Genomic DNA, 24,786 nt, shown 5'->3' with positions numbered 1-24,786 from the left:
TCGCCTACCAATATATCGCTGCCCAGCTGATTGTCATGGCTGCGGCACAGCCGCGATCGAGAACCGGAGCGCGCCTAGTAGAACTGAGAGCGGGGCTGGGAAATTTATTTCTGGAAGAGCGCCCAAGACCGTCGAGGCCGAGGACGGTCAAGATCAATAAAACCCGCTATCCGGTAAACCGTAATGCTGCTCCTCTTAAGTGAACAGCATTACGGCCTAATGGCCGGGCTTTTTTGTGGGTCCATTCTTTGCTCAAGCTTAATATGCTGGAATCCATCACCGTCATGCCTCTATGGCAACAACACTGGCTCCTGTTCTAGCGCAACACCAAATTTCTCCTGCACATCAGCACACACAGCTTCTGCCAACGCTATTACATCCGCACTGGTAGCATTACCGTGATTGACCAGCACCAGCGCTTGCTCACTATGCATACCAACCGGCCCCAACCGTTTACCCTTCCAGCCAGCCTGCTCGATCAACCATCCTGCTGCCAGTTTCACACCATCCGGTTGCGTATAAGCCACCAAATCCGCAAAGCGGCTCTTTAACGCATCCCCCCGCTCTTTTGTTACCACAGGATTTTTAAAAAAACTCCCTGCATTAGCCAATACATCAGGAGCCGGCAGCTTACTCTGGCGCACCGCAATCACATGCTCGCGAACCGCGGCGGGAAGAATATCTGCTTGCGACAAATGCCCAAAGCGGGCCTTCAGCGGCCCGTAACCCACATTACACTGCGGCATTTTATTCAGACGCAGCTCAATGCCGGTAATGATATAACGGCCACGGTCTCGGCTTTTGAACCGGCTATCGCGATAAGCAAATTCACATTCATTGCCAGCAAAGTGCTTTACTTGAGCGGTGGCCACATCCATTACTGTTACCTGCTCAAGCAGTTGAGACAGTTCCACACCATAGGCGCCAATATTCTGAAAAGGCGCAGCCCCTACCGTGCCGGGAATCAGGGATAAATTTTCCAACCCCTGCCAACCCTGCTCCACGGTCCAGGCAACCAGATCATCCCAATGCACCCCCGCGCCAGCAGCGACCCACACATGCGTATTGTCTTGCTTAACCCGTGCCATGCCATCGATTGCCAAGCTTAGCGTCAGGCCCGGCAGATCAGAGCAAATCACCACATTACTACCTTCGCCGATCACAAAAAGCGGTTCAGCCGGATCGCGCTCTGCCAAGACCTGAGACAACGCATCCAAAGTGGTCGGGCGAGCTAAACGTTGAGCCCGGGCTGGCAAGCCCAAGGTGTTGAGTCCCGTCAGATCCGCAGCATCGATCAGCGCGAAAGTGTGGGTTGGTGACTGCGACTGGCTCACAGCTGGTCCCGCACCCGGCGCAACAATCCATCGGCACTCTCTTCAATCAAGTCCAACACCGTATCGAAACCGTCTTCGCCCCCATAATAAGGGTCGGGTACTTCCTGCACCGCAGTGTGCTCTGCAAAGTCCAAAAACCGAGCCAGGGTCCCTTGGTACGATGCCGGGCGCATAACCTCAAGATCCGCCAAGTTGGTGTTATCCATAGCCAACACCCAATCAAAATTGGCAAAGTCCGCAGGACTGACCTGCCGTGCTCGCAAAGCCGCCATTGAATAACCGCGCCGCAAAGCCGCCTCCTGAGTACGCGGATCCGGCGCCTTACCAATATGCCAATCACCGGTTCCGACGCTATCTATGTGAATACGGTCCTCAAGCCCGGCCGCCTTCACTCGCGCCCGAAAAACCACTTCAGCGGTAGGCGAACGGCAAATATTCCCGAGACACACAAACAACACAGACACGCTCATTACTGGCCTCCCAGCTGGGCTCGCAAACGTTCAAGATCCGCCTGTGTATCCACACCGCCAGGAACCACTTCACAGGCAGGTTCCACATGAATCGCTACCCCATTGGCCATAGCGCGGAGCTGCTCCAAAGACTCCAGCTTCTCCAGTGTCGCCGGCTGCCATTGCACATACTGATGCAAGAAAGCTACCCGATATGCATAAATGCCGATATGCCTCCACCACTGCCCACCCGACATATCTTGTTGGCCATCGGCAAAGGCATCACGGTGCCAAGGCACTGGCGCTCGGGAAAAATATAACGCCTTGCCCCTATTATCGAAGACGGCTTTCACCACGTTGGGATTAAACAGGTCATCGGAGTTTCCGATGGCTTCACACAGGGTCGCCATCTGGCAGTCCGGGTTCGCCGCCAGGTTTGCCGCCACCTGATTGATCACCGCAGGGGGGATCAACGGCTCGTCACCCTGTACATTGACGATAATGTCGTCGTCGGCCAAGGCAAGTTTTGTAGCCACCTCTTGAAGACGATCTGTCCCAGAAGGATGATCCTCTCGCGTCATAACCACGGACACGGTGTCGCCCAAAACATCGGCAATACGACGATCGTCGGTAGCCACATAAATCTGATCAGCATCACTTTGCTGGCAGCGCTCCGCCACCCGTTCCACCATGGTTTTCCCGGCAATATCCGCCAGCGGCTTGCCCGGCAAACGGGTAGACGCATACCGTGCCGGGACAACTACGTAAAAGCTCATTCAAACCTCGTTAAAATCACACGCTCCAAGCCTCAAGCTGTAACACTCGCAAAGCCCAATCGCTTCTTAAACTTCGTGAGCCACTCACAAGGATCGAGTGCTGACTGCGTACTTCACATTCAAAATAAAAACTGAGGTGCATTGCAGCTTGCGGCGCGAAGCTTGCCGCTATTCTTTTCCCAGCGCTCGGTCGATCATTTGCTCCAGCAAGCCTTCCGGCAAACCCGCTGTGACTGGAACAAACCACCAGTGGGGCTCGGCGAAAGGTGCACACTTCACCGCATCCTTTTCCGTCATCAAAACCGGCAACCCATCCGTAAATGCCAGATCCGCCGGCTGGTAGGCATGATGATCTGGGAAAACGTGAGGCGTGGCACTTAGCCCGAGAATACTGAGCAGGTTAAAAAATCGCTTGGGATTACCGATACCGGCAACCGCATGAACCTGGGGATGTAGACGCAGAAAATCATCAGGCGTCAGGGTACGGTTATCGGCCAAACAGGTGACCCCTGACGGGCGCATTATCATCGGATAAGCCCCGGCCCAGCCACCGCCAGTGCTGATAACGAAATCCACTTCCTTGAGCCTGGTGGCAGGCTCTCTTAATGGCCCCTCCGGTAAACAACGCCCATTACCCAGACCGCGCTGAGCATCCACGACCACCACTTCGGCGCTGCGCGGCAGGGCATAATGCTGCAAGCCATCATCGCTGATCACCAAATCCGGGGCGTATTCGCGGATAGCCACATCCAGGGCATTACGACGATCAGGATCCAGCACCACCGGAACGCCCGTACGGCGAGCAATCAACACAGGTTCATCGCCCACGTCCAGGGCATCGCTGCTGGCGGTTACATGTTGGGGATAATGTTCCGTTTTGCCACCAAACCCGCGCGATACCACCGCTACCTTTAAGCCCTTAGAACGGGCAGCTTCTACCAGAGCAATCACCAACGGGGTTTTGCCTGTCCCCCCTACGGTGATATTGCCCACCACCAGCACCGGCACTGGAGGATGCGGTCGCTGTTTTCTGAATCGTTGCAGCCGGCGCCTAGCTTCAAAAGACACCAGTGCCGACAAAGGCCGCAGCGGAAACAGCCAGGGGCTGCCCTTATACCAACCCTGTTGAACCCATTCGCTCAGTAACCCCATGTCGCCCGATTACTCCTCGGAAAAATTCATCCGGTACATTTGCGTATACAGCCCGTTTTTTTCCAGTAATTGCTGGTGGGAACCCTGCTCAATCAGCTGGCCCTGATCAAGCACCATAATACGATCCGCTTTTTCAATGGTAGACAGGCGATGGGCAATGACCAAAGTGGTGCGACCTTGCATCACCTGCTCCAGCGCCTGCTGGATATGGTGCTCAGACTCAGAATCCAGTGCACTGGTCGCTTCGTCAAGAATCAGAACCGGGGCATCCTTGAGCAGCGCTCGAGCAATCGCGATGCGCTGACGCTGGCCACCGGACAATTGCACACCATCTTGGCCCAACAAGGTATCCAAGCCATGTTCAAGCTGCTCAATAAAGGACCAGGCGTAGGCGTCCTTTGCCGCTTTTATGATAGATGTATCGTCTGAGCTGCGCAGCTCACCGTAAGCAATATTGTTACGCACGCTGTCGTTAAACAGAACGACTCGCTGGCTTACCATGGCGATTTGATTTCTCAGCTCGCCCAGCTGATATTCCGGCAAGGGAATGCCATCGAGCAGAATCCGGCCTTGGTCTGGATCAAAAAAACGCGGCAACATCGCGCTAATAGTGCTTTTTCCTGCGCCCGAGCGCCCTACCAGCGCCACAGTCTCCCCGGCTTTGATGGAAAAGCTGAGGTGCCGGATTACCGGTGACGCTGGGTCATAACCGAAGGTTACCCCTTCAAAGTCGATATTGCCGTCAGCCCTGGTGGCTACAGTATAGGTACCCGTATCGGTTTCCTGCTCAGTATCGAGCAACTCAAACAGGCTGGCAGCGCCGGTGACGCCGCGCTGAATCTTCACATTCACATCCGTGAGCTGCTTGAGCGGTTTCTGGATCATGCCGGCAGCGGTGATATAGGACAGAAAGCCCCCCACCGTAATATCTTCACCCATCAGATGAATATACAAATAAGTAATGAAGCCAATACCCATCGCCACAAACAATTGCACGATCACCGTGCTTGCGATCTTGCTGGCGTTGAGTTTCACGTTCTGTTTGGCAAAGCTACGACTTACGTTATGAAAACGGTCTGCTTCCTGAGCTTGGCCACCAAAAATCTTCACCTCTCCACTGCCTTCAATGGCTTCACCCAGAAAGTGAGTAATGTTGGCCATGGAAGACTGAATACGACGACTAATTTTCCTGAACCGTTTACTGGTAATATTCATTACCAGCGCAATTAAAGGAACCACTGTTACCAGGATTAACGTCAGCTTCCAGTTCTGCCATAACAGGAAACCGAACAGCCCCACCACCGTCAGACCTTCGCGAATAATCACGATGATCGCATCCGTACCGGCACTGGTGACTTGCTGGGCATCGAAGATAATTTTCGACATGATGCGCCCGGAAGCATTGCGGTGATATTCCGACTGGGGCAGCTTCAACACATGGCCGAAGACATCGTTACGCAACACATAAACGATTTGCTGGGCCACCCAGTTCATGGAATAACTCCCCATAAACTGCCCCAGCCCCTGGAAGAGCACCAGTACCAACGGTGCAATTGACACAATCAAGACCCGTGCATCGGTCGGATTGACGATGGTTTCCCCAAGGAAGCCAGCCAATTGCGCTGCCCCCGCCTGGGTGCCAGCATACAGGGCGTAGCCAATAACGCTGAGAATCAGCATGAACCAGTATGGGCGAACGTAGCTCAGCAGCCGTTTATAGGTAGGCCACACGTCCTCAGCAGGAAGAGGTTGACTCATTGTGCCTCATTGGGGGATTCGCGAGTGGTGAGCGATAGCTTAACAAAACCCAGCTGCCCGGCCACGTCATAAACGCGCACAACCGCCTGATAAGCCACATTGGCATCCGCGTAAATTTGCAAAGGCTGGTCCGTTTTATCCTGCCCCAAACGCAATAGCGCAGTACGCAGGGTGTTGCTGTCACTGACCGCAAGCTTTTCACCATTCACCAAATAATCCCCGGTGGAGGTAATTGTCACTTCAACTTGATCGTCAACTTGAACTTGGGGAGCACCATCGGCTTCCGGCAAGGTAATCGACAATTGCGTCTTGTCATCAAAGGTGGTCGATACCATGAAGAAGATCAGCAGTAGAAACACCACATCAATCAAGGGTGTCAGATTAACGCTGATCTCCTCCTGGCTAGGCCGGGGAAATTTCACGCCTTGTCTCCCAGTTCTGCCTCACGATCACCGTGCACCAAATCCACTACATGAATAGCGCTTTGTTCCAACTCCACGGTGATTTCTTCTACTCGACGCACAAAGAAGCGATGAAAGAAAATGGCCGGAATCGCTACAACCAAGCCCGCGGCAGTGGTCAACAATGCTTGAGAAATACCGCCAGCCAACTGTGCCGCATCACCGGTACCGTGGATCATGATGGCCGCAAATACATCGATCATCCCGACCACGGTACCGAGCAAGCCCAGCAGCGGGGTAATAGCCGCAATAGACCCCAGCGTGCTGAGAAATTTTCCCAGTTCATGCACCACGCCCGTGGCACTTTCCTGAATACTTTCTTTCATGATTTCGCGACCATGCTGGGCATTGGCCAGGCCGGTGGCCAGAATGCGACCCAGCGGCGAGCTGTCACGCAATTCCACTAGGTTGCCCTCGTTGAGCAGGCCGCGTTTGAGCAACGTTTGCACCTGGGGCACCGTGTCGGTCGGCGCCAATTTACTGGGCCGCAAAGTCCAAAAACGTTCTACCACAATGGCCAACGCCACCACCGAACAGATCAAAATCGGAAGCATCATCCAGCCTCCGGACTGCACAAGATCCTGCACCTTAACTTCTCCCCATGAGCACAAATCGCGTTACCAGAGACGCCAAACGGCCGGTCCATGCCAGGGCCGGGCATACGCTTGGCGCCATTTTGTTATAAGCCGGCCATTATCGGCGCCCCCCTGTCGAAACACAATCATGCCATCTCTGTCGGTGCGCAGAACTGTGATGCCTGCGCTATCCAGCTTACTCAACACCTTCGGATGAGGGTGGTTGAACCGGTTCCGATAGCCCGCACTGGCGATAGCAAAGCGCGGCTGCAACTGCCGTAGCAGCGCTGCGCTAGTACTGGACTGACTGCCATGGTGCCCCAACACCAGCAGATCCACCGGCGTCAACGCCCCGAGCAAGCGGTACTCCTGCTGAATTCCGATATCACCGGGCAGCAGAGCGGAGCCAAAGGGACCGCCGACATGCAGCACACAACTGGCCGCGTTGCCCTTTCGGCCAGGCTCCCGTGGCCATAGCACGGTAAAAGTGACGCCATCCCACTGCCATTGATCACCCGCCTGACACAGGCGACTGCCAGGCACCCGTTGCGGCTCTCCACTAAGTAAAAGGTCGGGCAGCGGCAAGTCCGTTAGCCCACCTGCATGGTCATTGTCGCCATGACTGATCAGCATGCGGTCTACCTTCTGACCGGTAACAGACAGCCACGGAGATAGGCTTTGCGCCGCCACACTGCCACCCGGCCACGACGGCCCGGCGTCATAAATCAGCAAGTGCTCGCGGGTTCGTATTGCCACCGCCAACCCCTGCCCCACATCAAAAGCAGTCAGCGACCACTCCCCCGACGCCAGAGGCTCCGGCTGCTGTGTCAGCCAAGGCAGCAGGCAGAGTGGCAACAGCCGCCGGGGAAAAGGGACAAAGGGCATCAGCAGAAGCATCAAGCCAAACATCAACACCATGCCCGACACTGTAGAGGGAAGCATGAGCCATGACGGTACCCCCTGATTCGCCAACCACGTCATCACCCACACCGACAATTCCACGCCTGTCGCGGCCGCTTGCAGCAACCAGGTTTGGTCCAGCAGCGCCCCGAGCAAGGCGGCCGGGATAACCAACAAGGTATATAGGGGAACCAGAATAAGATTGGCCAGCGGTGCGCTGGGTGTCCATTGCTGAAACAGCACAGCGCTGGCCATCGTCATTACCGTAGGCAGCAATATTATCAACCGCCAAGAAGCATGACTGCGGGTTAACATGGCAATAAATGCCACTGCGCCGAAGGATAACCACAGGCTTTCTGACAGCGCCGCTAGCGGCATGATCATCAGTACCACCAGTAAGGCCAGCGCTAACGCTCGCCCCAGCGAAATCGGCACTCGCCACCACTGCGCCAACGCCACCACTATCAGCATGACCAATGCCCGTACGGTCGGCAGGCTAAACCCCGACAGCGCAGCATACCCCGTTGCTGCCAATAGAGCGGGCACCCACGCCAGATGCTGCTGGGAATATCGTCGCAATACCGGCATCAGCGCCTGCATAACTGGAGCAAACAGCACCCGCCCCAGCCACCAAAACCAACCGGCCACAATAGCGATATGCAAGCCAGAAATGGCCAACAGGTGGGCACCACCCGTGACTTGGAAAGTACGCCAGAGGGGCGGTTCCAACCGGGAACGATCTCCCACAACTAGCGCGGGCAACACCGCCTGCCCGAAAGGAGAGTCATTCACAGCCTCCCCCACCCGGAGGGACAACCGTTCACGACGAGCAGCAACCCCACCGCCATTGGCAATCAGGGAAACCTGTTTAAGTGTGCCGCGGGCATCCACTCCTGCGGATAGATCAGAGCGAGCACGGTCCGGACCAAAGTGGTTATATACGCCGCGCGGAATCTTCAGCTCAGCACTCAATAACACCTGATCGCCTGCCTTCAGCAATACCGATGGTCCATAACTATTCAGCACCACCCGGTGCGTACCAGACCAGACATCATCGCCCCACACTGCCATATGGATTTGTTGACGCCACTGCCAGCGACCAAAACGAAATTCACGACGGGTCACCGGTACATCCACTACTTCGCCCTGCAGACGGATCATTTCCCGATCCAGCTCCACTGGCAAGCGCTGCGCCAGCCCTTCGTTCAACTGCCATACACCAAAGCCGTAACCAAACACCAACCAAACAAGCCACAGGGCACGGTTGCGCCAAACCCCAGCCACAGCGATAACGGATAACACCAGCAATGGCCACAACACACCCAACCAGCAGCCCGCCACCATGGCTGCGGCCGTCAACCACATTCGCATCCTTGCTCCGCGGTTCTATAACGACGTTATGAAAATGGCTATGTGAAACTTGCTTCAAAAACAACAATCCCAAAAGCCGTCTCTGCGGGAGTATGCCTTTTTTAAGGATGCGGGCATAATGGCGCCCGCAGGGATAGGAAGAAATTTCAAATACCGTCCGATCCCGCTTTTTTTCGCAGCAGTGCCAGGCACAAACGTACCGGGCATAGTAGCGAACTGATAGAGTGCGCTCATGGATAGCAAGATAGTGCTATCAAGAATGCACCGGGGCAAAACACGCTCCCCGACCCAGCCAGTAGATGCGAGTTCATGCCAAAACGGATCTTCCGCAAATACCTGCCAACCCCCGAACGTATTCGGCAAACCAAGTCATTGAGTTTTCTTGGCGAGGTGCTATCGGACCCTAACCTCTGGCACATTAATCGCCGTTCACTGGCGGGCGCTGCTTTTATTGGTATCTTCGCGGGTTTGTTGCCTATCCCTCTGCAAATGGGGTTGGCTGCATTGTTGGCGGTTCGCTTCCACTGCAACCTGCCACTCTCGATAATGCTGGTGTGGATCTCCAACCCAGTTACCTATGTACCCATTTTCTATTTCACCTACCGTATCGGCGCCTGGCTGCTAGGCATGCCGCCCCACAGCGGTGAAGGCATCACCGTGGCCTGGTTTGTAGAACAGCTGATTCCATTATGGGTAGGCTCAATGCTATGCGCGTTCGTGTTTGGTGGATTGGCGTACGTGGCGGTGAAAGTTAGCTGGCGGCTAGCCGTTATTCGAAGCTGGAATCTACGTGCACATCGACGTGCACGGGCTGAGCGACGTGAAGCACAACAGGAGGTTAAAGAAGAGAAAAAAGAGTGAAGCCAACGAGCCTCATGGCGACTCAAAGCCGCCGCAATAACCCGTCATGCAGCTCGTATTGTTGCGGGCAGCGGGAGGCAAACGCCCTATCGTGGGTCACGATCATAAACGCGGTACCCAGATTTTCATTCAACTCGATCATCAGCGCTTGCACCTGTGCCGCCGTGCGCTCATCCAGGTTGCCGGTGGGCTCATCCGCCATCACCAGCGCAGGTTCAGTCACCAGTGCACGGGCAATGGCCACCCGCTGACGCTCGCCACCGCTTAACGCCGAAGGCTTGTGTTTAAGGCGCGGGCCAAGCCCAACCCGCTCAAGAATCTCGGCGGAACGAGCTTGGCAATCTGACGGCTTGTCGCCACGAATCAATAATGGCATGGCCACATTTTCCAGCGCGGTAAATTCAGGCAACAGATGGTGAAACTGGTAGACGAACCCCAAGTAGCGGTTACGTAATCGACCGGTCTCCCGGTCGTTCAACGACGCCACAGAGGTACCCGCAATGGCCACAGAACCTCGGGTAGCATGATCAAGCCCACCCAATAGATTCAACAAGGTGGATTTGCCAGAACCGGAAGCACCAATAATTGCCAGGATGTCGCCTTTATTTACGGTCAACTCCACACCGCGCAACACTTCCAACTCGTTGTTACCCTCTTCGTAAGCCTTGACCAGCCTCTTTGCTTGCAGAACAGGCGTTGAATTATTCATAGCGAAGCGCCTCCGCCGGTTGCACCCGGCTGGCACGCCAGGAAGGATACAGGGTGGCCGAAAAGCTGATAAACAGCGCGATCCCTACAATGGCACCCACATCGGACCACTGCAGCTCGGAGGGCAGGTAATTCACAAAATAGGCGTCAAACAGCCGGGTGTTGAACGTTTTTTCCACCCACTCGGCAATATTGCTTACATTGGTGGCCAACAGCACACCCAGCACCGTGCCCAGCAAGGTCCCAGCCACACCAATCAAGGTGCCCTGCACCATGAAAATACGCATGATGGTGCCCGGTGAGGCCCCCAGCGTACGCAATACCGCGATATTGCCGCGCTTCTCGGTCACCAACATGACCTGGCTGGATATGATGTTGAAGGCCGCCACCGCCACAATAAAACTGAGCAGCAGCGTCATCATGGTTTTTTCCATCTTGATGGCCTGGAACAGGTTGCCGTGGCTTCGCGTCCAGTCGCTGGTGTAATAATTCGGCCCCAGCTCCTGCTGCAGCTTCCAGCCCAGATTCGATGCACTGAACAAATCGTTCAGTTTCAACCGCACCCCCTCCACCGTACCTGCCTGGCGGGCCAGTTTGGCCGCATCAGCCACATTCACATAGGCATACAGGGAATCCACTTCCGCCCGCACCCGGAAAATACCGGTGACGGTAAAGCGCTTGAAACGGGGCATCACTCCGGCTGGTGAAATAGTCGCCTCCGGCAGCACCAGGGTTATCTTGTCCCCCAGCTCCGCGCCCAGCCGCTGTGCCAGGCCATAGCCCAGCACCACATCAAATTCACCGGGCTCCAGGCTATCCAGCTCACCCTGGTGCATAAAGTCACCAACAATGGACACCTTGCGCTCAGCTTCCGGCTCAATACCGTTAATCAACGCACCAGCCACATTGCCACGGTGAGTCAGCATACCTTCAAGCTGCACAAACGGCGCGGCGGCTTCAATCTGGTCATGGTGATCCAAGCGGTTGGCCAGCGCCTGCCAGTCTTGCACCGGCTCACGACCATGCACGGACAGGTGCGTCACCATCCCGAGAATGCGAGTTTGCAGCTCACGATCAAAGCCATTCATGACAGAAAGCACCGTTATCAGCACCGCAACGCCCAACATCAGGCCCAGTGCCGAAATCAGTGTAATCACCGAAATAAAACTGTTGCGGGCGCGGGCGCCGGTATAGCGCAGCCCCACATAGAAGGATAGAGGTCGAAACATGCAGCGCATTTAACCCGAAACCCGAGGCAAATACTACGGCCACCGCTGTCCCCCACCGGCGCGAACGCTTCGGCACACCGCTTTGTGATCGGTGTCAGCGTTCGCCAGCTAGCAAAATGGTTGAATAAGTTTACCTAACTTTCTAATATCGAAAGAAAATACAATATTGCCGGGGGAAAAAATGAAGATAAAAATAATGACGTTGCTGGCTTCAGCAGCGCTGGCCATGCCCGCTGCCTCACTGGCAGCCGACGTTCCCCAGCGTGGCATGTCCCAATCCCAGGTTCGAGCTGAATTCGGTGCCCCCAAGCAAAGCAAAGGGCCAGTGGGCATCCCCGCCATCACCCGCTGGCACTACGACGGCTTTACTGTTTACTTCGAAAAAAATACCACTCTGCACACCGTGGTTGATCGCCCGGCAAGTGCGGCACCCGACGTTTTCTCTGGCCAGAAGGTCGATGCCCTGCCTCCTATTCAGGAAAAAACGGCAGCACCATCAAGTACCGCGACACCGGCAGCCGATAGTGATGACGAGGCCGGCGGGCCTGTATTTGATCCGGTTTCCGGCCGCTTTGCCAGCAAGGGCGACAGCAAACCAGAGCCCGCACCGGCCAACAATGAGACCAAACCCGACGCCGTTGCCCCCGCAGTGTCTGAAGCTGCTGCAGCCACCTCTGCACCGCAAGCCGACAAGCCAGCAGAAAGCCCGGCTCAAACCGCCCCTAAATCCGAGCCAGCAGCAGCGGCCCCGGACGCTGAAGGCGAGTTTCGCTTCGACCCGGTAACCGGTCGCATTATCCTTGCCGGTGAAGACACACCAAAGCAGGCGGCACAAAAACAAGCCGAGAGCATGGAACAAGAGGCACGACAGTCCGCTAATCAAGCCAGAGAGTCGGCCGACCAGGCCGTTGAAGACACTCGGGCCAACGCCCGGAACGCTGCAGACGAAGCCAGCAAAGACGTGGACGCGGCCCAGTCTCAGGCCCAACAGGAAGCAACAAAGCAAACCGAGCAGGTGGAGCAAGCCGCTCAGGACGTAAAGGACGCCGCAAAAGACGCTACCGATGACGCCGCTGATGGCGGTGGTTTCTATATTGACTGGGGCGCGCGCCAGTAGCACACTCGCGCGCATAGCCAACCCTGCGGACCCTCTTCGCTATGCGCCAACTTCTTCCTGAATGGCACCCCCAGTGGGGGGTGCTACTTGCCTGGCCCGACGCCCAAACCGATTGGGCCGATCACTTGGCCGATGCCGAAACCTGTTACCTGGATATCCTTGCTGCCCTGCTCGACCACGAGCATGTATTGATGGTGTGTCGTAACGCGCAAACCGGTGCGCATATTCACGCGCAAGTCGCGGCCCGGGCTATCGACCCGCAACGCCTACAATTGGTGATCGCAGATTACAACGATACCTGGGCCCGGGATTTTGGCCCCATCGCCATCCATGAAGACGGCAAAACCTCCCTGCTGGATTACACCTTTACGGGCTGGGGCGGCAAGTTCGCCGCCGACAAGGACAATGCACTCAACGCACAATTGCCCTGGCAACTCCCCCTACGAAGCCATGCCCTGGTGCTCGAAGGCGGCGCCCTCGATACCGACGGCAAGGGTAACCTGCTGACCACCCGCCACTGCCTGCGTAACCCCAATCGCAACCCAGGCCTTTCAGAAGCGGAACTCACGGCACAGTTGAAAGAGCAACTGGGCGTCAGCGATATCTGGTGGCTGGATCATGGCGAACTGGACGGTGACGATACCGACGCCCACGTGGATACCCTGGCCCGTTTTGTAGACGAGAAAACCCTGGCCTATGTCCAATGTCAAGACCCCGCTGACCGCCACTACCCGACCCTCGCTGCCATGGAGCTGGAGCTGCAACGGCTAGCGGATCAACATGATTTAACCCTGGTGCCGCTGGCACTGCCCTCTGCCCAATATTGCCGCGAAGGTGAAAGGCTGCCGGCCACCTATGCCAACTTCCTTATCACCAACGAAAAAATCTTGCTGCCAGTCTATGGCTGCAACACGGATCAGCAAGCTCTCAATGCCCTGCAATCCGTTGCCGGCTCACGGCGCGTGGAAGCCATCAACTGCCGCGTATTGATCGAACAGCACGGCAGCCTACACTGTGTCACCATGCAGTTACCGCAAGGCGCCCTGTCAGCATGACCCACGCCACCACCGCACAAAGGAAAACGCCCATGCGTGTTGCCGTTATTCAACAGACCAACACCGCCGACCTGCAAGCCAACCTGGACCACTCGCTGTCACTGGTGCGCAGCGCCGCCTCTCAGGGCGCGGAACTGGTGCTATTGCAGGAGCTGCACCGCAGCCTGTATTTCTGCCAAACCGAAGACACCAGCGTGTTTGATCTGGCAGAAACCATTCCCGGCCCCAGCACAGAGACCCTTGGCGAACTGGCCAAAGAGCTTGGCATTGTTATTGTCGGCAGCCTGTTCGAAAAGCGCGCCAGCGGCCTGTATCACAACACTGCAGTCGTTCTGGAAAAAGATGGCAGCTTGGCCGGCATCTACCGCAAAATGCACATCCCTGATGACCCGGGCTTCTACGAAAAATTCTACTTTACCCCCGGCGATGCCAACTGCAACGACGGCCGCAGCGGTTTCACCCCCATCGACACCAGCGTGGGCAAACTGGGATTGCTGGTATGTTGGGATCAATGGTATCCAGAAGCGGCTCGCCTGATGGCCCTGGCCGGTGCCGACCTGCTGCTCTACCCCACCGCCATCGGTTGGGATCGCACGGATGAACAAGACGAGCAACAGCGCCAGCTGGACGCTTGGATCACGATTCAACGGGCCCATGGCATCGCCAACGGCCTGCCCGTGTTGGTAGCCAATCGCAGCGGTTTTGAACAAAGCCCGGCGGACGAAAGTGGCATTCAGTTCTGGGGAAACAGCTTTATCTGTGGGCCACAGGGCGAATTCCTCGCCCAGGCCAACAGCGATAACGAGCAGGTACTGCTCGCCGATGTAGACCTGCAACGCAGCGAATCCGTCCGCCGCATCTGGCCTTATCTGCGCGACCGGCGTGTGGATGCTTATGATGACCTGGGCAAGCGTTTTCGAGACTGACGTTAACCGCATAACGGCCATTCTCACGCCAGCGCGGGCGAAACCGTGACCGTGTAACGTACCTAACGTGCCGATCTATCCTCTATAAATCCGGGCTCCAGGCCTAACTGCGGATACGGTAATGCCTGCGATAAGGATTTCAGTAACGGTGAAATTCTGTTGCCAAGGCGCAACTCAAAATCGTGCGGGTGTAACCCGATACGCACCGGCACCCCCGCGCGCCGAGCCCGGCTAATATTCACCGCATTAGAAAAGCCCAACACCCAGGCCCGAAAAGCAGTATCCGCCTCAAAGCCCACTAAAGGTAGCCGGGTAAACGTTTGCTCTTGAGCATCATGGAGTCCGAAAAGGGTTTCCACATACCGAAATGGCAACCGGGAAAGCTGCGCCGGAGAGAGCGCACCCAGCGCCCAAGCCGGTGGCACATAGAGGGGTGAGGGGCTCAGCCCGTTTCGGATAAACCAGCGATAACAATCCCACACCAATCGGTGAATACCATCGCCGGAAAACGACAGATGCTCCGCCACATCCCGTGACAACAGCGCACTGTGCAAGCGGTGATAAAGCGTCACGGGGGGCTGACAACGATGGGACCAGCCATGCCCGGCTAATGGATGCCCCGAGTTCTGCAGGCTTCGCAACCAATCAAGATCACCCTCCTGCCAATCTTTACCCGGCACCACTAACAAGGTTACCGCTTCACAAGGCAAGCGTAACCGCGCCAGCATGGCCGTTACCTGCGCCCGCGTCTCGGGCATCACGTCATGAATCGAGACTAGCGCGGTTAATAAGTCAGAGCGCATTGCGTAGATAATTGCTGCTCAAACGACGCAGTAGCGCCAAGGTGGGAGAAGGCAGTGCCCGGCTCGAAGTTGGCGCCAATGAAGCACAGTGGGCCAGCACCGCCGTCCACTGGGTAACCGCATCGTCGTTCATGGCTAGAGCCGCCTGGCGTGCCTGACGGGCTTTGAATACACGAGTCACCGGGCTTAGTGACTGCAATCGCTCAACAGTATCGAACAGGCTCTCCCCCGCCTTCATCACCCACAATCCATTAGCCAATGCCGGCCATTCGTTGATGCCGCAGGCCGGCGTAGTAATCACCAGCCGCTCACGTGCCATGGCTTCCAGCGCGACCGTGCCAAAGGCTTCCACCGATGAAGGCAGCACCAGTACTTGGCAGCGATCCAACATGCTGACCACTTGTTCACGGGTACACCAGCCATGGAAATGCAGATTATTCTGTTCGCGGCAGGCGTTTTCCACCTTGTTACGCAGGGGGCCGTCTCCGGCGATTTCAAATTGCAGATCCGGGCGCTGGGATGCCAGCGCGAGAAAGGATTCAATATTCTTTTCCGCCGCCAGCCGGCCCACATAACAGACCCGCTGAACCGTATTATCCAGCTCCGCCACTGGCGTGTGCACGAACTCTTGGGCCAACGGTGTGCCTACCAATTGAGGGTTGCGCGCTCCTGCTGCACGGGCCTGGACGATCATCGATTCGCAGATGGTGGCGGCGGTTTCGCTGCCCTGAAACAAAGTGAGATTCACCCAGTTGAGAAAACCCCCAGCCAGCCGCGCCAACCGCTTACCCCAATACAGCTCCACCAGACGGTTGTAATCTGTCTGGAAAGTTACGCACACCGGAATACCCCATTTCTTGGCAATCCAGTACCCGATCATGGAGAAAATACCGGGGCCAGGAATGACGATCACATCGGGTTTCATTTCCCAGACCAAGGCACTGAGTTCTCGCACCTTGGGAAAAAACAGACGCTGGGTGGGATCACCCGGAATCGGAACAGACGCCCCTTGGCAAGGATGGGGATTGTGCATGCAAGGCTGCACCAACTCCACTTGCGCCACTTGATTTTTTAGATGCGACACCAGGTCTTGGAAATAGGCACCTACGCCATTCCGCCCTTTGATTGCATCCACCACAAACAGTATGCGTAGCTCTTTGGTATCCATGCACGGCAGTATCCGGGCCGCTCATGTCGAGAATGTGACAGCAAGGCCACCCATAACGCGGAAAGTGCGACAAGGTATGACAAAAGCCAAACAGGCTGCACACTAGATACAACATGCCACATGCGCAGGCGTCAGGTGACGCTAACACTTCCCGCCACTTCGCGGTGGGCGCATCGCTTCCCATAGGGGCGGCGTTAGCCATCGGGTTTGATAAAGCCAAAACGCTCATAAACCCAACCAAACCTCTGCAGCAATTCCTCATCACTGACGCCCAAGGCGTCCAGTGAGTAGTGGTGACCACTACGGTACTGTTTGGCTTTGCGGTCTTGCTCCTGCAGCTGCTCACGGAAATGCGCGTCTGCTTGCCAGCCAAAACGACGGTAAAAACCCAGCACGGTATCGCCGGGAGCGCGCACCAGGGTCTCCATCACCGATAACGCCCGACGCTGTTGCGGCATTTGTTCGGCCACTTCTATCAAATGCAGATAGTAGTATTCCAGCATTGCTAGAAATCCGTCCCGCCAGTAGACGGTAGTGTCGCGGCCATCAAACAGGCGCGCACCGATCAGGATCGAATTCACCTGCGATGGCACCGCCGCCGTGGGGCTACGCAGGCAACCAATAAAACGGGCATCCGGAAAGGCCTCTGCCAAAGTTTCCATCCACGGGGTAAACGAGGGATTCTTCGATAACAGGGTTTTCCCCTGTCCGTGGAAGTAAAGGTGGCGCTGCACAAAGCGGCGGTAGGATTGCATCAATCGCTGTTTCTCATCCGCACTGCCATCGCGATCCAGAAACGTCAGTTGCCAGAGAGAAGAAACGGGAACCACAAGCACCAGCAGAAAACAGCCCCATACGGGGATCAACCCCAGATAATCCTCTTCCGGATCAAGCAAGCCGGTCTTGTGCACACCATCCAGCCCACCCAACAGACGCCGTTCCAACCAACAGACCAGTCTAGCCCCCGGCCGGCCTATCCACTTATCCATGCGCGCTAAACCGGTCCAGAAATAGCGCTGGGTAATCGAGGGGGCGAACAGTAGCTCCCATAGGGCGGTCGTCGTGAAACGCGAATCCATCGCCAGCAGGCGATGCAGGAAAGTGGTACCGCTGCGCGGCACGCCGATCACAAATAATGGCTGGTGCACCGACACCCGGCGAAACCCCGGAAATAGCAGGTAATCCAGCCCCAGCCCCATGCCATTAATCGCCTGCACCAGCAAAAAAGCTGGCCAGAACACCAGCATCACCAGCAGTCGTTGCAACGAGAAGCCGTGCCCTTGCCCTTGGTAACGTGGAGCCCAGCTGGCCAGGAATAGTCGGCTATAACGTTTCAACAGCTTTAACATGGTGAAGCTCGGCGGCGAGAAACGTTGAAACAATAAAACAGTTTCAAGTCATAAAAATGACAACAGTAGCTCTTGTGTCTCGGTCACAGCGCTGTCATCTTTCTCGCAAAGAATAGCGCTATGACACTGCCCATGACCGACCTAACCGCCTCGTCAATCTATCCAGCCTTGGTGGGCCACCGTGGCGCCCGCGGTGAGGCGCCGGAAAACACCCTGGCCAGCTTCCAAGTGGCGATAGAAGCCGGGGTAACCGAAATGGAACTGGATGTACGGTTATCCTCTGATGGCCAACTGATCGTGCTGCATGACAGCGACGTGACGCGCACCACCGGGGTCCGTGGCAATGTACGCCAATACACCCGCGCTCAGCTCGGTGTCATGGACGCCCGCCGCAATACCCCCGGTTGGCACAGCCCCACCGGCATTCCATCACTGCAGGAGGTCATTGAACTATGCGGCCCGGCAATGCGCTTTCAATTTGAAGTGAAGGGTGCAGACCGTACCGTCCTCCACCAGCTGGCCCATCACCTGACGCACATGATCCATGATCAGCAGCTACAATCGCGGGTGATAATCACTTCAAGTCACACCGGTTTTCTGCGCATGATCGGTACCATGGCCCCGGATATCGAGCGAGGCTATGTGTGCCAGTATCGTTACCTGCAACCCACTCGCAGAGCCAAGGGGCTGGGCTGTAGCTGGGTCATCGCTCATTACTCACTGGTCGGTACTGCACTGATGCGTCGAGCGAAACGTCGTGGATTAAAGGTCTCTGTGTGGACGGTAAACGACCTGACAGAAGCCGAACGGCTTGCCAAACTCAAGGTGCATAGCATCATCACCGACTTCCCCACCAGCTTTGTCAGCCACTTCCGCCGCAAGCACTGTTACACGTCCTCGGAGGCCGCTTCCATTAACGGCTGATCGCTCAAGAACGCTATGATCTCATCTTTACGGGCCATGGCATCTTTACGGCCCATTTCAATCAACGCATTGGTGAACCCAGGCTCAAATAGCAAGTAACTCATGGCACTGGCTCCGGGAGAGCGGGTCGCTCCGGAGCTGCGCAGAAAAAACCGCAAGGAACGAGGTAATTCGCGAAGATGTTCTGCCGCGATTTCATCAATGGGCCGAGAGGGATATATCTTTAATACATCCACCTCTCGCAGCTTGATATCTTTTTTCCTGCGCGCACGCTCTCCCAGGGCCGACAGAGTGTGATTAATGCGCTCAAGCCGCTCAACATCCCCTTCCAGCGTGTCGACGAAAACACTATTGAGCACATGCCCCAGCACCTGGGCCATTGAGGGGTACCCACTTAGCTGACGCAGATGGCCGGGACTCACATTACCAGACACACCAATCACCAGTAGGCGCGTAGCGCCCAAATGTAGCGCTGGGCTTAATGGAGCAAGCTGGCGCAGTGCCCCGTCACCATAATAAGCCTTGTCTACCTTAGTTGCGGGAAACAGGATGGGAATGGCCGCTGAGCCCAACAAATGCTCTACCCCAATTTGCGAACGCTTACCCTTACGGCGGGAGCGAGTCCATTCGGCAAGCTCATCCGTGCCTTGATAAAAACTCACTGATTCACCGCTTGCATAGGCTGAAGCTGTAATCGCCAGCGCTCGCAAATGCCCCTGATCCAAGCTCTCCTGAATACGACGAAAATTAATCACCAGCGATAGCAATCGTTGTAGCGGCGTATTATCAAGCAACGAACTTCGCTCCGGAGTTTTGCCCGTCGCCACACCAGAAAAAAACCAACGCAGCACGCCACGAATGCAGGCATAGAGGTCTGTGCGATACACCTGCTCAGCAGTAATATTGGACCAAACTCGCTCCAGCCCTCGTACCCCAGCTCGGTAGTTGCCCGCATTTGCCGCTAAGGCCGTCGCATTGATCGCTCCCGCCGAGGTGCCGCAAATAATCGGAAACGGGTTCGGTGCACCACGGGGAACCATTTCCGCAATCGCTGCAAGAACGCCGACCTGGTAAGCACCACGCGCCCCCCCGCCCGACAATATCAATCCTCTGACCGGATCCTGCTTATGCATTGATACCCTCCCTGTTTGTTGTGTGCAGTATGCCGCGCTGACCGCCACGCCACCACTACTCACCGCATCAATAATGCTGGTAGGACAATACCGGCTGCCTTATTCTGAAGACCTTCAAGGACAAAGGATTATGTGCGCTTTTTCTCTCCGCCCCGCTCTTCCCGAAGATCTAGATGGCCTCACTGCACTGGAGGAGCGCTGTTTCTTGTCCGACCGCCTTACCCGACGCAGTTTTCGCCAATGGCTCAAGCGTCAGCACGCCGGCCTTATCGTTGCCCTGAACGAACAGCAACAACTGGCTGGCTATGCGCTGGTGTTGCTGCAACCCGGCACACGGCTTGCTCGCCTTTACTCCATAGCAGTGGATCCGCAGCAGCGGGGCAAAAACCTCGGAGAACAGTTACTGGGCGCCGCCGAGGGCTACGCACATCAGCAACGCCGTCTGTTTCTGCGCCTGGAAGTCCGCAGAGACAACACCGCGGCCATCGCTCTGTACGAACGCTTGGGCTACCGCCTGTTTGCCCAGACGGTAGATTATTACGAGGACCACGAAGACGCTCTGCGTTATCAAAAACGGCTGCACTATTTAGCTGACTTACCCGACCTAACAGGCCAAGCGCACGCTGCCTCAACTCAAACAGGGCGTTTGCAGTTACCTTGGGTTCAGCAAACCACGCCTTTCACTTGCGGGCCCGCCTGCCTACTGATGGCCTTAGCGGCCCTGAAAAAACAGGCGCCCACGGTCACCGAAGAGCTGTTGATATGGCGTGAAGCCACCACCATCTACATGACCGCAGGCCATGGTGGCTGTCATCCGCTCGGTCTCGCTCTGGCCGCTCGGCAGCGCGGGCTTAGCGCCCGTGTTTGGTGTAACCAGGCCGGTCCGTTGTTTCTGGATTCGGTACGTGACGGCGGCAAGAAAGCCGTGATTACTACCTTGCACGACTATTTTGTCAGTGAATGCTCGCGGCACAGGGTCCCGGTCTGTTACGACGATTTCAGCATTACCGATTTGAATAACGCCATTAGTGCCGGCAGCATTGTGTTAGTGCTGATCAGTACCTGGCGACTGGATGGGCGCAAAGCGCCGCACTGGGTCGCTATTAGTGGCAGCGATGAGGAGTGCTTCTACATCCACGATCCAGACCCTAGCGAAGACCAGGTGCCCATGGATTGCCAACATGTCCCTATTACACGCGATAAGTTTGAGCAAATGCGGCAATACGGGCAGGCAAAACTGCGTACAGCAGTGGTATTGAGCCACCTCTGAAAACACCTTACTGCAGGAATGAAGCGTAGCAACGTTCGAAGGTCGACCGCGAATGGCGGAGCGCCGGGAGGGGGGAGCGACGGTACTCCTATGGAAAGCCAGATACAAAAGCCCGCACAAGGCGGGCTCTTTCAATCACGGCGCAATATTAGATCTTCATCACGTCCTTACCCAGTGCCGCCGCTTTTTCGCTGTTAACCTTGCGAATGTTCTCTTCACATTCGTCGTCGTTACCGCCACAGATTTCACAATCCTGTTTCATGCCCAATGCCGCCAAGCCACCACAGGAGCCCTTTACCGGCTTGTTGGAAAGAATCACGCCCACAGCCATGCCAGCGAAAAGCAGGCCGATAAAAATTACTGCCGCCACAATAGTCATGAACATGTCACTGACCCTCCATAATTGCATCAAAGGCCGAAGTCGATAACTCCTTCACGCCCTTATCAGTTCTGACAATAAAAAATACGGCCAGTTCATGGTCTTTGGCAAAAGCCATTCCTTGCTCCGGCCCCAGCACCGTCATGGCCGTGGCTAGCCCGTCTGCCATCATTGCACTCTTGTGCAAAACGGATACCGAGGCAAGCTTGTGTTCCACCGGGTAACCCGTACGTGGGTCAATCGTATGGGAATACAAGTGCCCCTGCGATTCAAAGAAATTACGATAATCGCCGCTGGTTGCCACCGCCATATCCTGAAGGTCTACCACCTGCTCTACCTCACGGGCACCTGCAATGGGCCTCTCGACGGCAACTCGCCAAGGTTTATTGTAGGGCTTGGAGCCCTTGCCACGTAATTCGCCACCCACTTCCACCAGATAATTATTCACACCGTGGTGATCCAACAGGCCTGCCACCTTGTCCACTGCAAACCCTTTCGCAATGGATGACAAATCCACATACACGCCCCCGGGCTGCAGCAACTGTTGTTCGTTGAGCAATAATTTCTGCCAGCCTACCCGGCCAAGCGCCCTCTCAATGTCACTGTCTTGCGGTGGCTCAAATCGACCCGAGTCAGGCCCGAATCCCCACAGGTTGACCAATGGTCCCACTGTCACGTCATAGGCGCCCCCCGTCTGTTCCGACAGGGATAATGCTGCAACCAGCACCTTCACCGTATCCGCAGGCAGCGATACCAAAGCGCCAGGCTCGGCATTATTGAAACGACTGAGGTTGGACTCCGGGCGATAGGTGCTCATCTGTGCATTCACCTGCTCCAGTGCCGCTTCAATATCCGCCTTCAATGCTTCTACACCTTTATCCGGCGCACCCGTATATTTCACACTCCAGGTGGACCCCATGGTCGGGCCACTGAGTGCAGAAAGACGATTCTTGCTGTCATCACAGCCACCAAGCAGCAGAGACAGAGAAAGAGCCAGTACAGAGAGGATGCGGAGCATTGTTCAGATCCGGAGGTATAGAGCAAAAAACAAGCTTCAAGCGTCAGGCTGGAACACAGAAAAGGCGCCATTTTCTGTGAGGCTTCGCCCGCGATTAACGGTGGGGGCCAAACAGCAACGGTCAAAACCTGAAAACAAATATCGCGTTATAGCAACTTGTCGCTAACAAAACGCCGGCTCGAAGGCCGGCGTTTGAGATCATCCGCCAAAGTCATCCAACAGGATGTTTTCTGGCTCCACGCCCAGATCTTCCAACATCTTGATGACAGACGCGTTCATCATTGGCGGACCACACATGTAGTACTCGCAGTCTTCAGGTGCCGGATGGTCCTTCAGATACTGTTCGAACAGCACATTATGGATAAAGCCTGTGAGGCCGTCCCAGTTGTCTTCAGGCTGGGGGTCCGACAAGGCTAAATGCCACTCGAAGTTATCATTTTCATCAGCAAGCAGGTCGTACTCTTCATTGTAGAAGCACTCGCGAACACTCCGGGCTCCGTACCAAAAGCTGATCTTGCGCTTGGAACTCAACCGTTTGAGCTGGTCAAAAATATGGCTGCGCATGGGGGCCATGCCGGCACCCCCACCAATGAAGATCATTTCCGCGTCGGTTTTCTTGGCGAAGAACTCACCGAAAGGCCCGAATACGGTGATCTTGTCGCCCGGTTTCAGGTTAAAAACGTAAGAACTCATGATACCCGGCTGAATATCCTTGGAGCCTGGCGGCGGCGTCGCAATACGGATATTGAACTTGAGGATACCTTTCTCTTCCGGGTAATTGGCCATGGAATAGGCGCGGATCACTTCTTCGTTATTCTTGGTGTTTAGGTCGAAAAAGTTGAAACGTTCCCAATCACCGCGATATTCCTCGTCGATATCGAAGTCGGAAAACTTCACATCAAACGGCGGCGCTTCCAGCTGCACATAACCGCCCGCACGGAAGTCCACGTTCTCGCCTTCCGGCAGCTTCAACGTCAGCTCTTTAATGAAAGTGGCAACGTTATTATTGGAAACAACCTCGCACTCCCATTTTTTAACTCCGAAGAATTCTTCAGGCACCTGGATGCTCATGTCCTGCTTCACACTGACCTGACAGCTCAAGCGCCAGCCATCGCGAATCTGGCCCTTGGTGAAATGACCTTCTTCAGTAGGAAGAATGTCTCCACCGCCCTCAAGTACCTGACAGCGACACTGGGCACAAGTACCGCCACCACCACAGGCAGAGGACAAGAAGATACCCTGATCTGCCAGAGTGCCCAGCAGCTTGCCGCCAGCCGGGGCTTCAATGGACTTTTCTGGATCGTCGTTGATGGCGATTTCCACGTTACCCGTACTCACCAACCGAGAGCGGGCAGCCAAGATAATTGCCACCAGCGCCAGTACGATGGCGGTGAACATGACAACACCGAGAATAATCTCAAAACTCATGATTCAACCCCTCGCTTACAGCTGCACACCGGAAAAAGACATAAAGCCCAGTGACATCAGACCCACAGTAATGAAGGTGATGCCCAGGCCTTTTAGGCCATCGGGTACGTCACTGTACTTCAGCTTTTCACGGATACCGGCTAACAGGGTGATGGCCAGAGCCCAGCCCACGCCAGCGCCGACGCCATACACCACAGACTCGCCAAAGCCGTAATCGCGCTCCACCATAAAGAGAGAAGCACCCAAGATGGCACAGTTCACGGTAATCAGCGGCAGGAAAACACCCAGCGCGTTGTACAGGCTTGGCACATACTTATCCAGAGTCATTTCCAGAATCTGCACGATCGCCGCAATCACGCCAATATAGCTAAGCAGCCCAAGGAAACGCAGATCCAGGCTGGCAAGCTGTTCGCTACCGGTCCAAGAAAGTGCGCCTTCTTCAAGCAGGTAGTGCAAAATCAGATTATTCACCGGAACAGTGATCGTCAGTACCACAACCACCGCAATCCCCAAACCAATCGCAGTCTGGATCTTTTTGGAGATCGCAATAAACGTACACATGCCCAAGAAGAAGGCCAACGCCATGTTTTCGACAAAGACGGCGCGGACGAACAGGCTTAAATAGTGTTCAAACATTCCTCG

At 55.7% G+C, this 24,786-nt stretch carries 24 protein-coding genes and 1 pseudogene; 7 read left to right on the top strand and 18 right to left on the bottom strand.

Annotation, left to right across the window (positions count from 1 at the left end):
* Nucleotides 1–203 (top strand): annotated as a pseudogene (locus ABNH10_RS08255) (IS4 family transposase); the annotation flags it as partial.
* Between the two features lie 87 nt (nucleotides 204–290).
* Here ABNH10_RS08255 and murB read toward each other — a convergent pair.
* From murB to ABNH10_RS08215, 8 genes are all read right to left on the bottom strand, one after another.
* The gene (murB, locus tag ABNH10_RS08250; protein ID WP_349385489.1) at nucleotides 291–1,334 is read right to left on the bottom strand and encodes a UDP-N-acetylmuramate dehydrogenase; all 1,044 of its coding nucleotides are present in this window, start codon (nucleotides 1,332–1,334) and stop codon (nucleotides 291–293) included.
* A complete protein-coding gene (locus ABNH10_RS08245) occupies nucleotides 1,331–1,804 on the bottom strand; it encodes a low molecular weight protein-tyrosine-phosphatase (RefSeq protein WP_349385488.1) in 474 nt (157 codons plus the stop codon). Before ABNH10_RS08245 ends, murB begins: the two co-directional genes overlap by 4 nt.
* Nucleotides 1,804–2,559, bottom strand: a complete 756-nt coding sequence (gene kdsB / locus ABNH10_RS08240; protein ID WP_349385487.1) for a 3-deoxy-manno-octulosonate cytidylyltransferase — start codon at nucleotides 2,557–2,559, stop codon at nucleotides 1,804–1,806. Before kdsB ends, ABNH10_RS08245 begins: the two co-directional genes overlap by 1 nt.
* Nucleotides 2,560–2,727: 168 nt before the next feature.
* On the bottom strand, nucleotides 2,728–3,711 hold the full coding sequence (gene lpxK, locus ABNH10_RS08235; protein ID WP_349385486.1) for a tetraacyldisaccharide 4'-kinase: 984 nt from the start codon (nucleotides 3,709–3,711) through the stop codon (nucleotides 2,728–2,730).
* Between the two features lie 9 nt (nucleotides 3,712–3,720).
* Entirely contained in the window at nucleotides 3,721–5,469 is a 1,749-nt protein-coding gene (gene msbA / locus ABNH10_RS08230) for a lipid A export permease/ATP-binding protein MsbA (protein WP_349385485.1), read from the bottom strand.
* The gene (locus ABNH10_RS08225; RefSeq protein ID WP_349385484.1) at nucleotides 5,466–5,891 is read right to left on the bottom strand and encodes an ExbD/TolR family protein; all 426 of its coding nucleotides are present in this window, start codon (nucleotides 5,889–5,891) and stop codon (nucleotides 5,466–5,468) included. Before ABNH10_RS08225 ends, msbA begins: the two co-directional genes overlap by 4 nt.
* Nucleotides 5,888–6,517 carry a MotA/TolQ/ExbB proton channel family protein gene (locus tag ABNH10_RS08220; protein ID WP_349385483.1) on the bottom strand — a complete coding sequence of 210 codons (630 nt, stop codon included), beginning with the start codon at nucleotides 6,515–6,517 and terminating at the stop codon, nucleotides 5,888–5,890. The genes ABNH10_RS08225 and ABNH10_RS08220 overlap by 4 nt, the downstream gene beginning before the upstream one ends.
* Before the next feature lie 30 nt (nucleotides 6,518–6,547).
* Nucleotides 6,548–8,776 carry a DNA internalization-related competence protein ComEC/Rec2 gene (locus ABNH10_RS08215; RefSeq protein ID WP_349385482.1) on the bottom strand — a complete coding sequence of 743 codons (2,229 nt, stop codon included), beginning with the start codon at nucleotides 8,774–8,776 and terminating at the stop codon, nucleotides 6,548–6,550.
* Between the two features lie 309 nt (nucleotides 8,777–9,085).
* Between ABNH10_RS08215 and ABNH10_RS08210 the strand changes: the two genes are divergently transcribed.
* Entirely contained in the window at nucleotides 9,086–9,637 is a 552-nt protein-coding gene (locus tag ABNH10_RS08210) for a DUF2062 domain-containing protein (RefSeq protein ID WP_349385481.1), read from the top strand.
* A 22-nt stretch (nucleotides 9,638–9,659) separates the two neighbouring features.
* Here ABNH10_RS08210 and lolD read toward each other — a convergent pair whose 3' ends face one another.
* Together lolD and ABNH10_RS08200 are read right to left on the bottom strand one after the other, a co-directional pair.
* Entirely contained in the window at nucleotides 9,660–10,346 is a 687-nt protein-coding gene (gene lolD, locus ABNH10_RS08205; RefSeq protein WP_349385480.1) for a lipoprotein-releasing ABC transporter ATP-binding protein LolD, read from the bottom strand.
* Complete coding sequence (locus tag ABNH10_RS08200; RefSeq protein ID WP_349385479.1) at nucleotides 10,339–11,574, bottom strand: lipoprotein-releasing ABC transporter permease subunit; 1,236 nt, start codon at nucleotides 11,572–11,574, stop codon at nucleotides 10,339–10,341. The genes lolD and ABNH10_RS08200 overlap by 8 nt, the downstream gene beginning before the upstream one ends.
* Nucleotides 11,575–11,755: 181 nt before the next feature.
* Here ABNH10_RS08200 and ABNH10_RS08195 point away from each other — a divergent pair, with 181 nt between their 5' ends.
* Genes ABNH10_RS08195 through ABNH10_RS08185 form a run of 3 tightly spaced genes read left to right on the top strand, consistent with a single transcriptional unit; the run spans nucleotide 11,756 to nucleotide 14,672 of the window.
* Nucleotides 11,756–12,691 (top strand): hypothetical protein, encoded by a 936-nt coding sequence (locus ABNH10_RS08195; RefSeq protein ID WP_349385478.1) that lies wholly within the window; start codon nucleotides 11,756–11,758, stop codon nucleotides 12,689–12,691.
* Between the two features lie 41 nt (nucleotides 12,692–12,732).
* Nucleotides 12,733–13,746, top strand: coding sequence for an agmatine deiminase family protein (locus ABNH10_RS08190; protein WP_349385477.1), 1,014 nt, complete (start codon nucleotides 12,733–12,735; stop codon nucleotides 13,744–13,746).
* 32 nt (nucleotides 13,747–13,778) lie between these two features.
* Nucleotides 13,779–14,672, top strand: coding sequence for a carbon-nitrogen hydrolase (locus ABNH10_RS08185; RefSeq protein ID WP_349385476.1), 894 nt, complete (start codon nucleotides 13,779–13,781; stop codon nucleotides 14,670–14,672).
* A 62-nt stretch (nucleotides 14,673–14,734) separates the two neighbouring features.
* Here ABNH10_RS08185 and ABNH10_RS08180 read toward each other — a convergent pair whose 3' ends face one another.
* From ABNH10_RS08180 to ABNH10_RS08170, 3 genes are all read right to left on the bottom strand, one after another.
* Complete coding sequence (locus tag ABNH10_RS08180; protein ID WP_349385475.1) at nucleotides 14,735–15,475, bottom strand: polysaccharide deacetylase family protein; 741 nt, start codon at nucleotides 15,473–15,475, stop codon at nucleotides 14,735–14,737.
* Entirely contained in the window at nucleotides 15,465–16,643 is a 1,179-nt protein-coding gene (locus ABNH10_RS08175; protein WP_349385474.1) for a glycosyltransferase, read from the bottom strand. The genes ABNH10_RS08180 and ABNH10_RS08175 overlap by 11 nt, the downstream gene beginning before the upstream one ends.
* A 194-nt stretch (nucleotides 16,644–16,837) precedes the next feature.
* Complete coding sequence (locus ABNH10_RS08170) at nucleotides 16,838–17,992, bottom strand: sulfotransferase (protein WP_349385473.1); 1,155 nt, start codon at nucleotides 17,990–17,992, stop codon at nucleotides 16,838–16,840.
* Between the two features lie 120 nt (nucleotides 17,993–18,112).
* On the opposite strand from ABNH10_RS08170, the gene ABNH10_RS08165 reads away from it, so the two are divergent.
* Nucleotides 18,113–18,916, top strand: coding sequence for a glycerophosphodiester phosphodiesterase (locus tag ABNH10_RS08165; RefSeq protein WP_349385472.1), 804 nt, complete (start codon nucleotides 18,113–18,115; stop codon nucleotides 18,914–18,916).
* On the opposite strand, the gene ABNH10_RS08160 is transcribed toward ABNH10_RS08165, so the two are convergent.
* The gene (locus tag ABNH10_RS08160) at nucleotides 18,880–20,049 is read right to left on the bottom strand and encodes a patatin-like phospholipase family protein (protein ID WP_349385471.1); all 1,170 of its coding nucleotides are present in this window, start codon (nucleotides 20,047–20,049) and stop codon (nucleotides 18,880–18,882) included. The genes ABNH10_RS08165 and ABNH10_RS08160 overlap by 37 nt on opposite strands.
* A 130-nt stretch (nucleotides 20,050–20,179) precedes the next feature.
* Here ABNH10_RS08160 and ABNH10_RS08155 point away from each other — a divergent pair, with 130 nt between their 5' ends.
* Nucleotides 20,180–21,319, top strand: coding sequence for a GNAT family N-acetyltransferase/peptidase C39 family protein (locus ABNH10_RS08155; protein WP_349385470.1), 1,140 nt, complete (start codon nucleotides 20,180–20,182; stop codon nucleotides 21,317–21,319).
* 148 nt (nucleotides 21,320–21,467) lie between these two features.
* On the opposite strand, the gene nqrM is transcribed toward ABNH10_RS08155, so the two are convergent.
* From nqrM to nqrE, 4 genes are all read right to left on the bottom strand, one after another.
* Nucleotides 21,468–21,704, bottom strand: coding sequence for a (Na+)-NQR maturation NqrM (gene nqrM / locus ABNH10_RS08150; RefSeq protein WP_349385469.1), 237 nt, complete (start codon nucleotides 21,702–21,704; stop codon nucleotides 21,468–21,470).
* Between the two features lies 1 nt (nucleotide 21,705).
* A complete protein-coding gene (locus ABNH10_RS08145; RefSeq protein ID WP_349385468.1) occupies nucleotides 21,706–22,716 on the bottom strand; it encodes an FAD:protein FMN transferase in 1,011 nt (336 codons plus the stop codon).
* Between the two features lie 198 nt (nucleotides 22,717–22,914).
* A complete protein-coding gene (nqrF, locus tag ABNH10_RS08140) occupies nucleotides 22,915–24,144 on the bottom strand; it encodes an NADH:ubiquinone reductase (Na(+)-transporting) subunit F (protein ID WP_349385467.1) in 1,230 nt (409 codons plus the stop codon).
* A 15-nt stretch (nucleotides 24,145–24,159) separates the two neighbouring features.
* Nucleotides 24,160–24,780: an NADH:ubiquinone reductase (Na(+)-transporting) subunit E gene (gene nqrE, locus ABNH10_RS08135; protein ID WP_349385466.1), complete on the bottom strand. Its 621-nt coding sequence runs from the start codon at nucleotides 24,778–24,780 to the stop codon at nucleotides 24,160–24,162.
* Nucleotides 24,781–24,786 lie beyond the last annotated feature (6 nt).

Source organism: Alcanivorax sp., from assembly GCF_040119285.1.
Classification (GTDB): Bacteria; Pseudomonadota; Gammaproteobacteria; order Pseudomonadales; family Alcanivoracaceae; genus Alcanivorax.
Note: the sequence above shows the minus strand (reverse complement) of the source record. Positions and strands in the feature narration are given on the sequence as shown.

What these genes read in the sequence shown, in the direction of transcription:
- nqrF (WP_349385467.1), bottom strand. Translation starts at nt 24,144, where the DNA reads ATGAGTTTTGAGATTATTCTCGGTGTTGTCATGTTCACCGCCATCGTA.
- nqrM (WP_349385469.1), bottom strand. Translation starts at nt 21,704, where the DNA reads ATGTTCATGACTATTGTGGCGGCAGTAATTTTTATCGGCCTGCTTTTC.
- ABNH10_RS08170 (WP_349385473.1), bottom strand. Translation starts at nt 17,992, where the DNA reads ATGTTAAAGCTGTTGAAACGTTATAGCCGACTATTCCTGGCCAGCTGG.
- ABNH10_RS08195 (WP_349385478.1), top strand. Translation starts at nt 11,756, where the DNA reads ATGAAGATAAAAATAATGACGTTGCTGGCTTCAGCAGCGCTGGCCATG.
- ABNH10_RS08180 (WP_349385475.1), bottom strand. Translation starts at nt 15,475, where the DNA reads ATGCGCTCTGACTTATTAACCGCGCTAGTCTCGATTCATGACGTGATG.
- kdsB (WP_349385487.1), bottom strand. Translation starts at nt 2,559, where the DNA reads ATGAGCTTTTACGTAGTTGTCCCGGCACGGTATGCGTCTACCCGTTTG.
- msbA (WP_349385485.1), bottom strand. Translation starts at nt 5,469, where the DNA reads ATGAGTCAACCTCTTCCTGCTGAGGACGTGTGGCCTACCTATAAACGG.
- ABNH10_RS08245 (WP_349385488.1), bottom strand. Translation starts at nt 1,804, where the DNA reads ATGAGCGTGTCTGTGTTGTTTGTGTGTCTCGGGAATATTTGCCGTTCG.
- ABNH10_RS08175 (WP_349385474.1), bottom strand. Translation starts at nt 16,643, where the DNA reads ATGGATACCAAAGAGCTACGCATACTGTTTGTGGTGGATGCAATCAAA.
- lpxK (WP_349385486.1), bottom strand. Translation starts at nt 3,711, where the DNA reads ATGGGGTTACTGAGCGAATGGGTTCAACAGGGTTGGTATAAGGGCAGC.
- nqrE (WP_349385466.1), bottom strand. Translation starts at nt 24,780, where the DNA reads ATGTTTGAACACTATTTAAGCCTGTTCGTCCGCGCCGTCTTTGTCGAA.
- ABNH10_RS08155 (WP_349385470.1), top strand. Translation starts at nt 20,180, where the DNA reads ATGTGCGCTTTTTCTCTCCGCCCCGCTCTTCCCGAAGATCTAGATGGC.
- ABNH10_RS08185 (WP_349385476.1), top strand. Translation starts at nt 13,779, where the DNA reads ATGCGTGTTGCCGTTATTCAACAGACCAACACCGCCGACCTGCAAGCC.
- ABNH10_RS08165 (WP_349385472.1), top strand. Translation starts at nt 18,113, where the DNA reads ATGACACTGCCCATGACCGACCTAACCGCCTCGTCAATCTATCCAGCC.
- ABNH10_RS08210 (WP_349385481.1), top strand. Translation starts at nt 9,086, where the DNA reads ATGCCAAAACGGATCTTCCGCAAATACCTGCCAACCCCCGAACGTATT.
- ABNH10_RS08190 (WP_349385477.1), top strand. Translation starts at nt 12,733, where the DNA reads ATGCGCCAACTTCTTCCTGAATGGCACCCCCAGTGGGGGGTGCTACTT.
- ABNH10_RS08215 (WP_349385482.1), bottom strand. Translation starts at nt 8,776, where the DNA reads ATGCGAATGTGGTTGACGGCCGCAGCCATGGTGGCGGGCTGCTGGTTG.
- lolD (WP_349385480.1), bottom strand. Translation starts at nt 10,346, where the DNA reads ATGAATAATTCAACGCCTGTTCTGCAAGCAAAGAGGCTGGTCAAGGCT.
- ABNH10_RS08145 (WP_349385468.1), bottom strand. Translation starts at nt 22,716, where the DNA reads ATGCTCCGCATCCTCTCTGTACTGGCTCTTTCTCTGTCTCTGCTGCTT.
- ABNH10_RS08200 (WP_349385479.1), bottom strand. Translation starts at nt 11,574, where the DNA reads ATGTTTCGACCTCTATCCTTCTATGTGGGGCTGCGCTATACCGGCGCC.
- ABNH10_RS08160 (WP_349385471.1), bottom strand. Translation starts at nt 20,049, where the DNA reads ATGCATAAGCAGGATCCGGTCAGAGGATTGATATTGTCGGGCGGGGGG.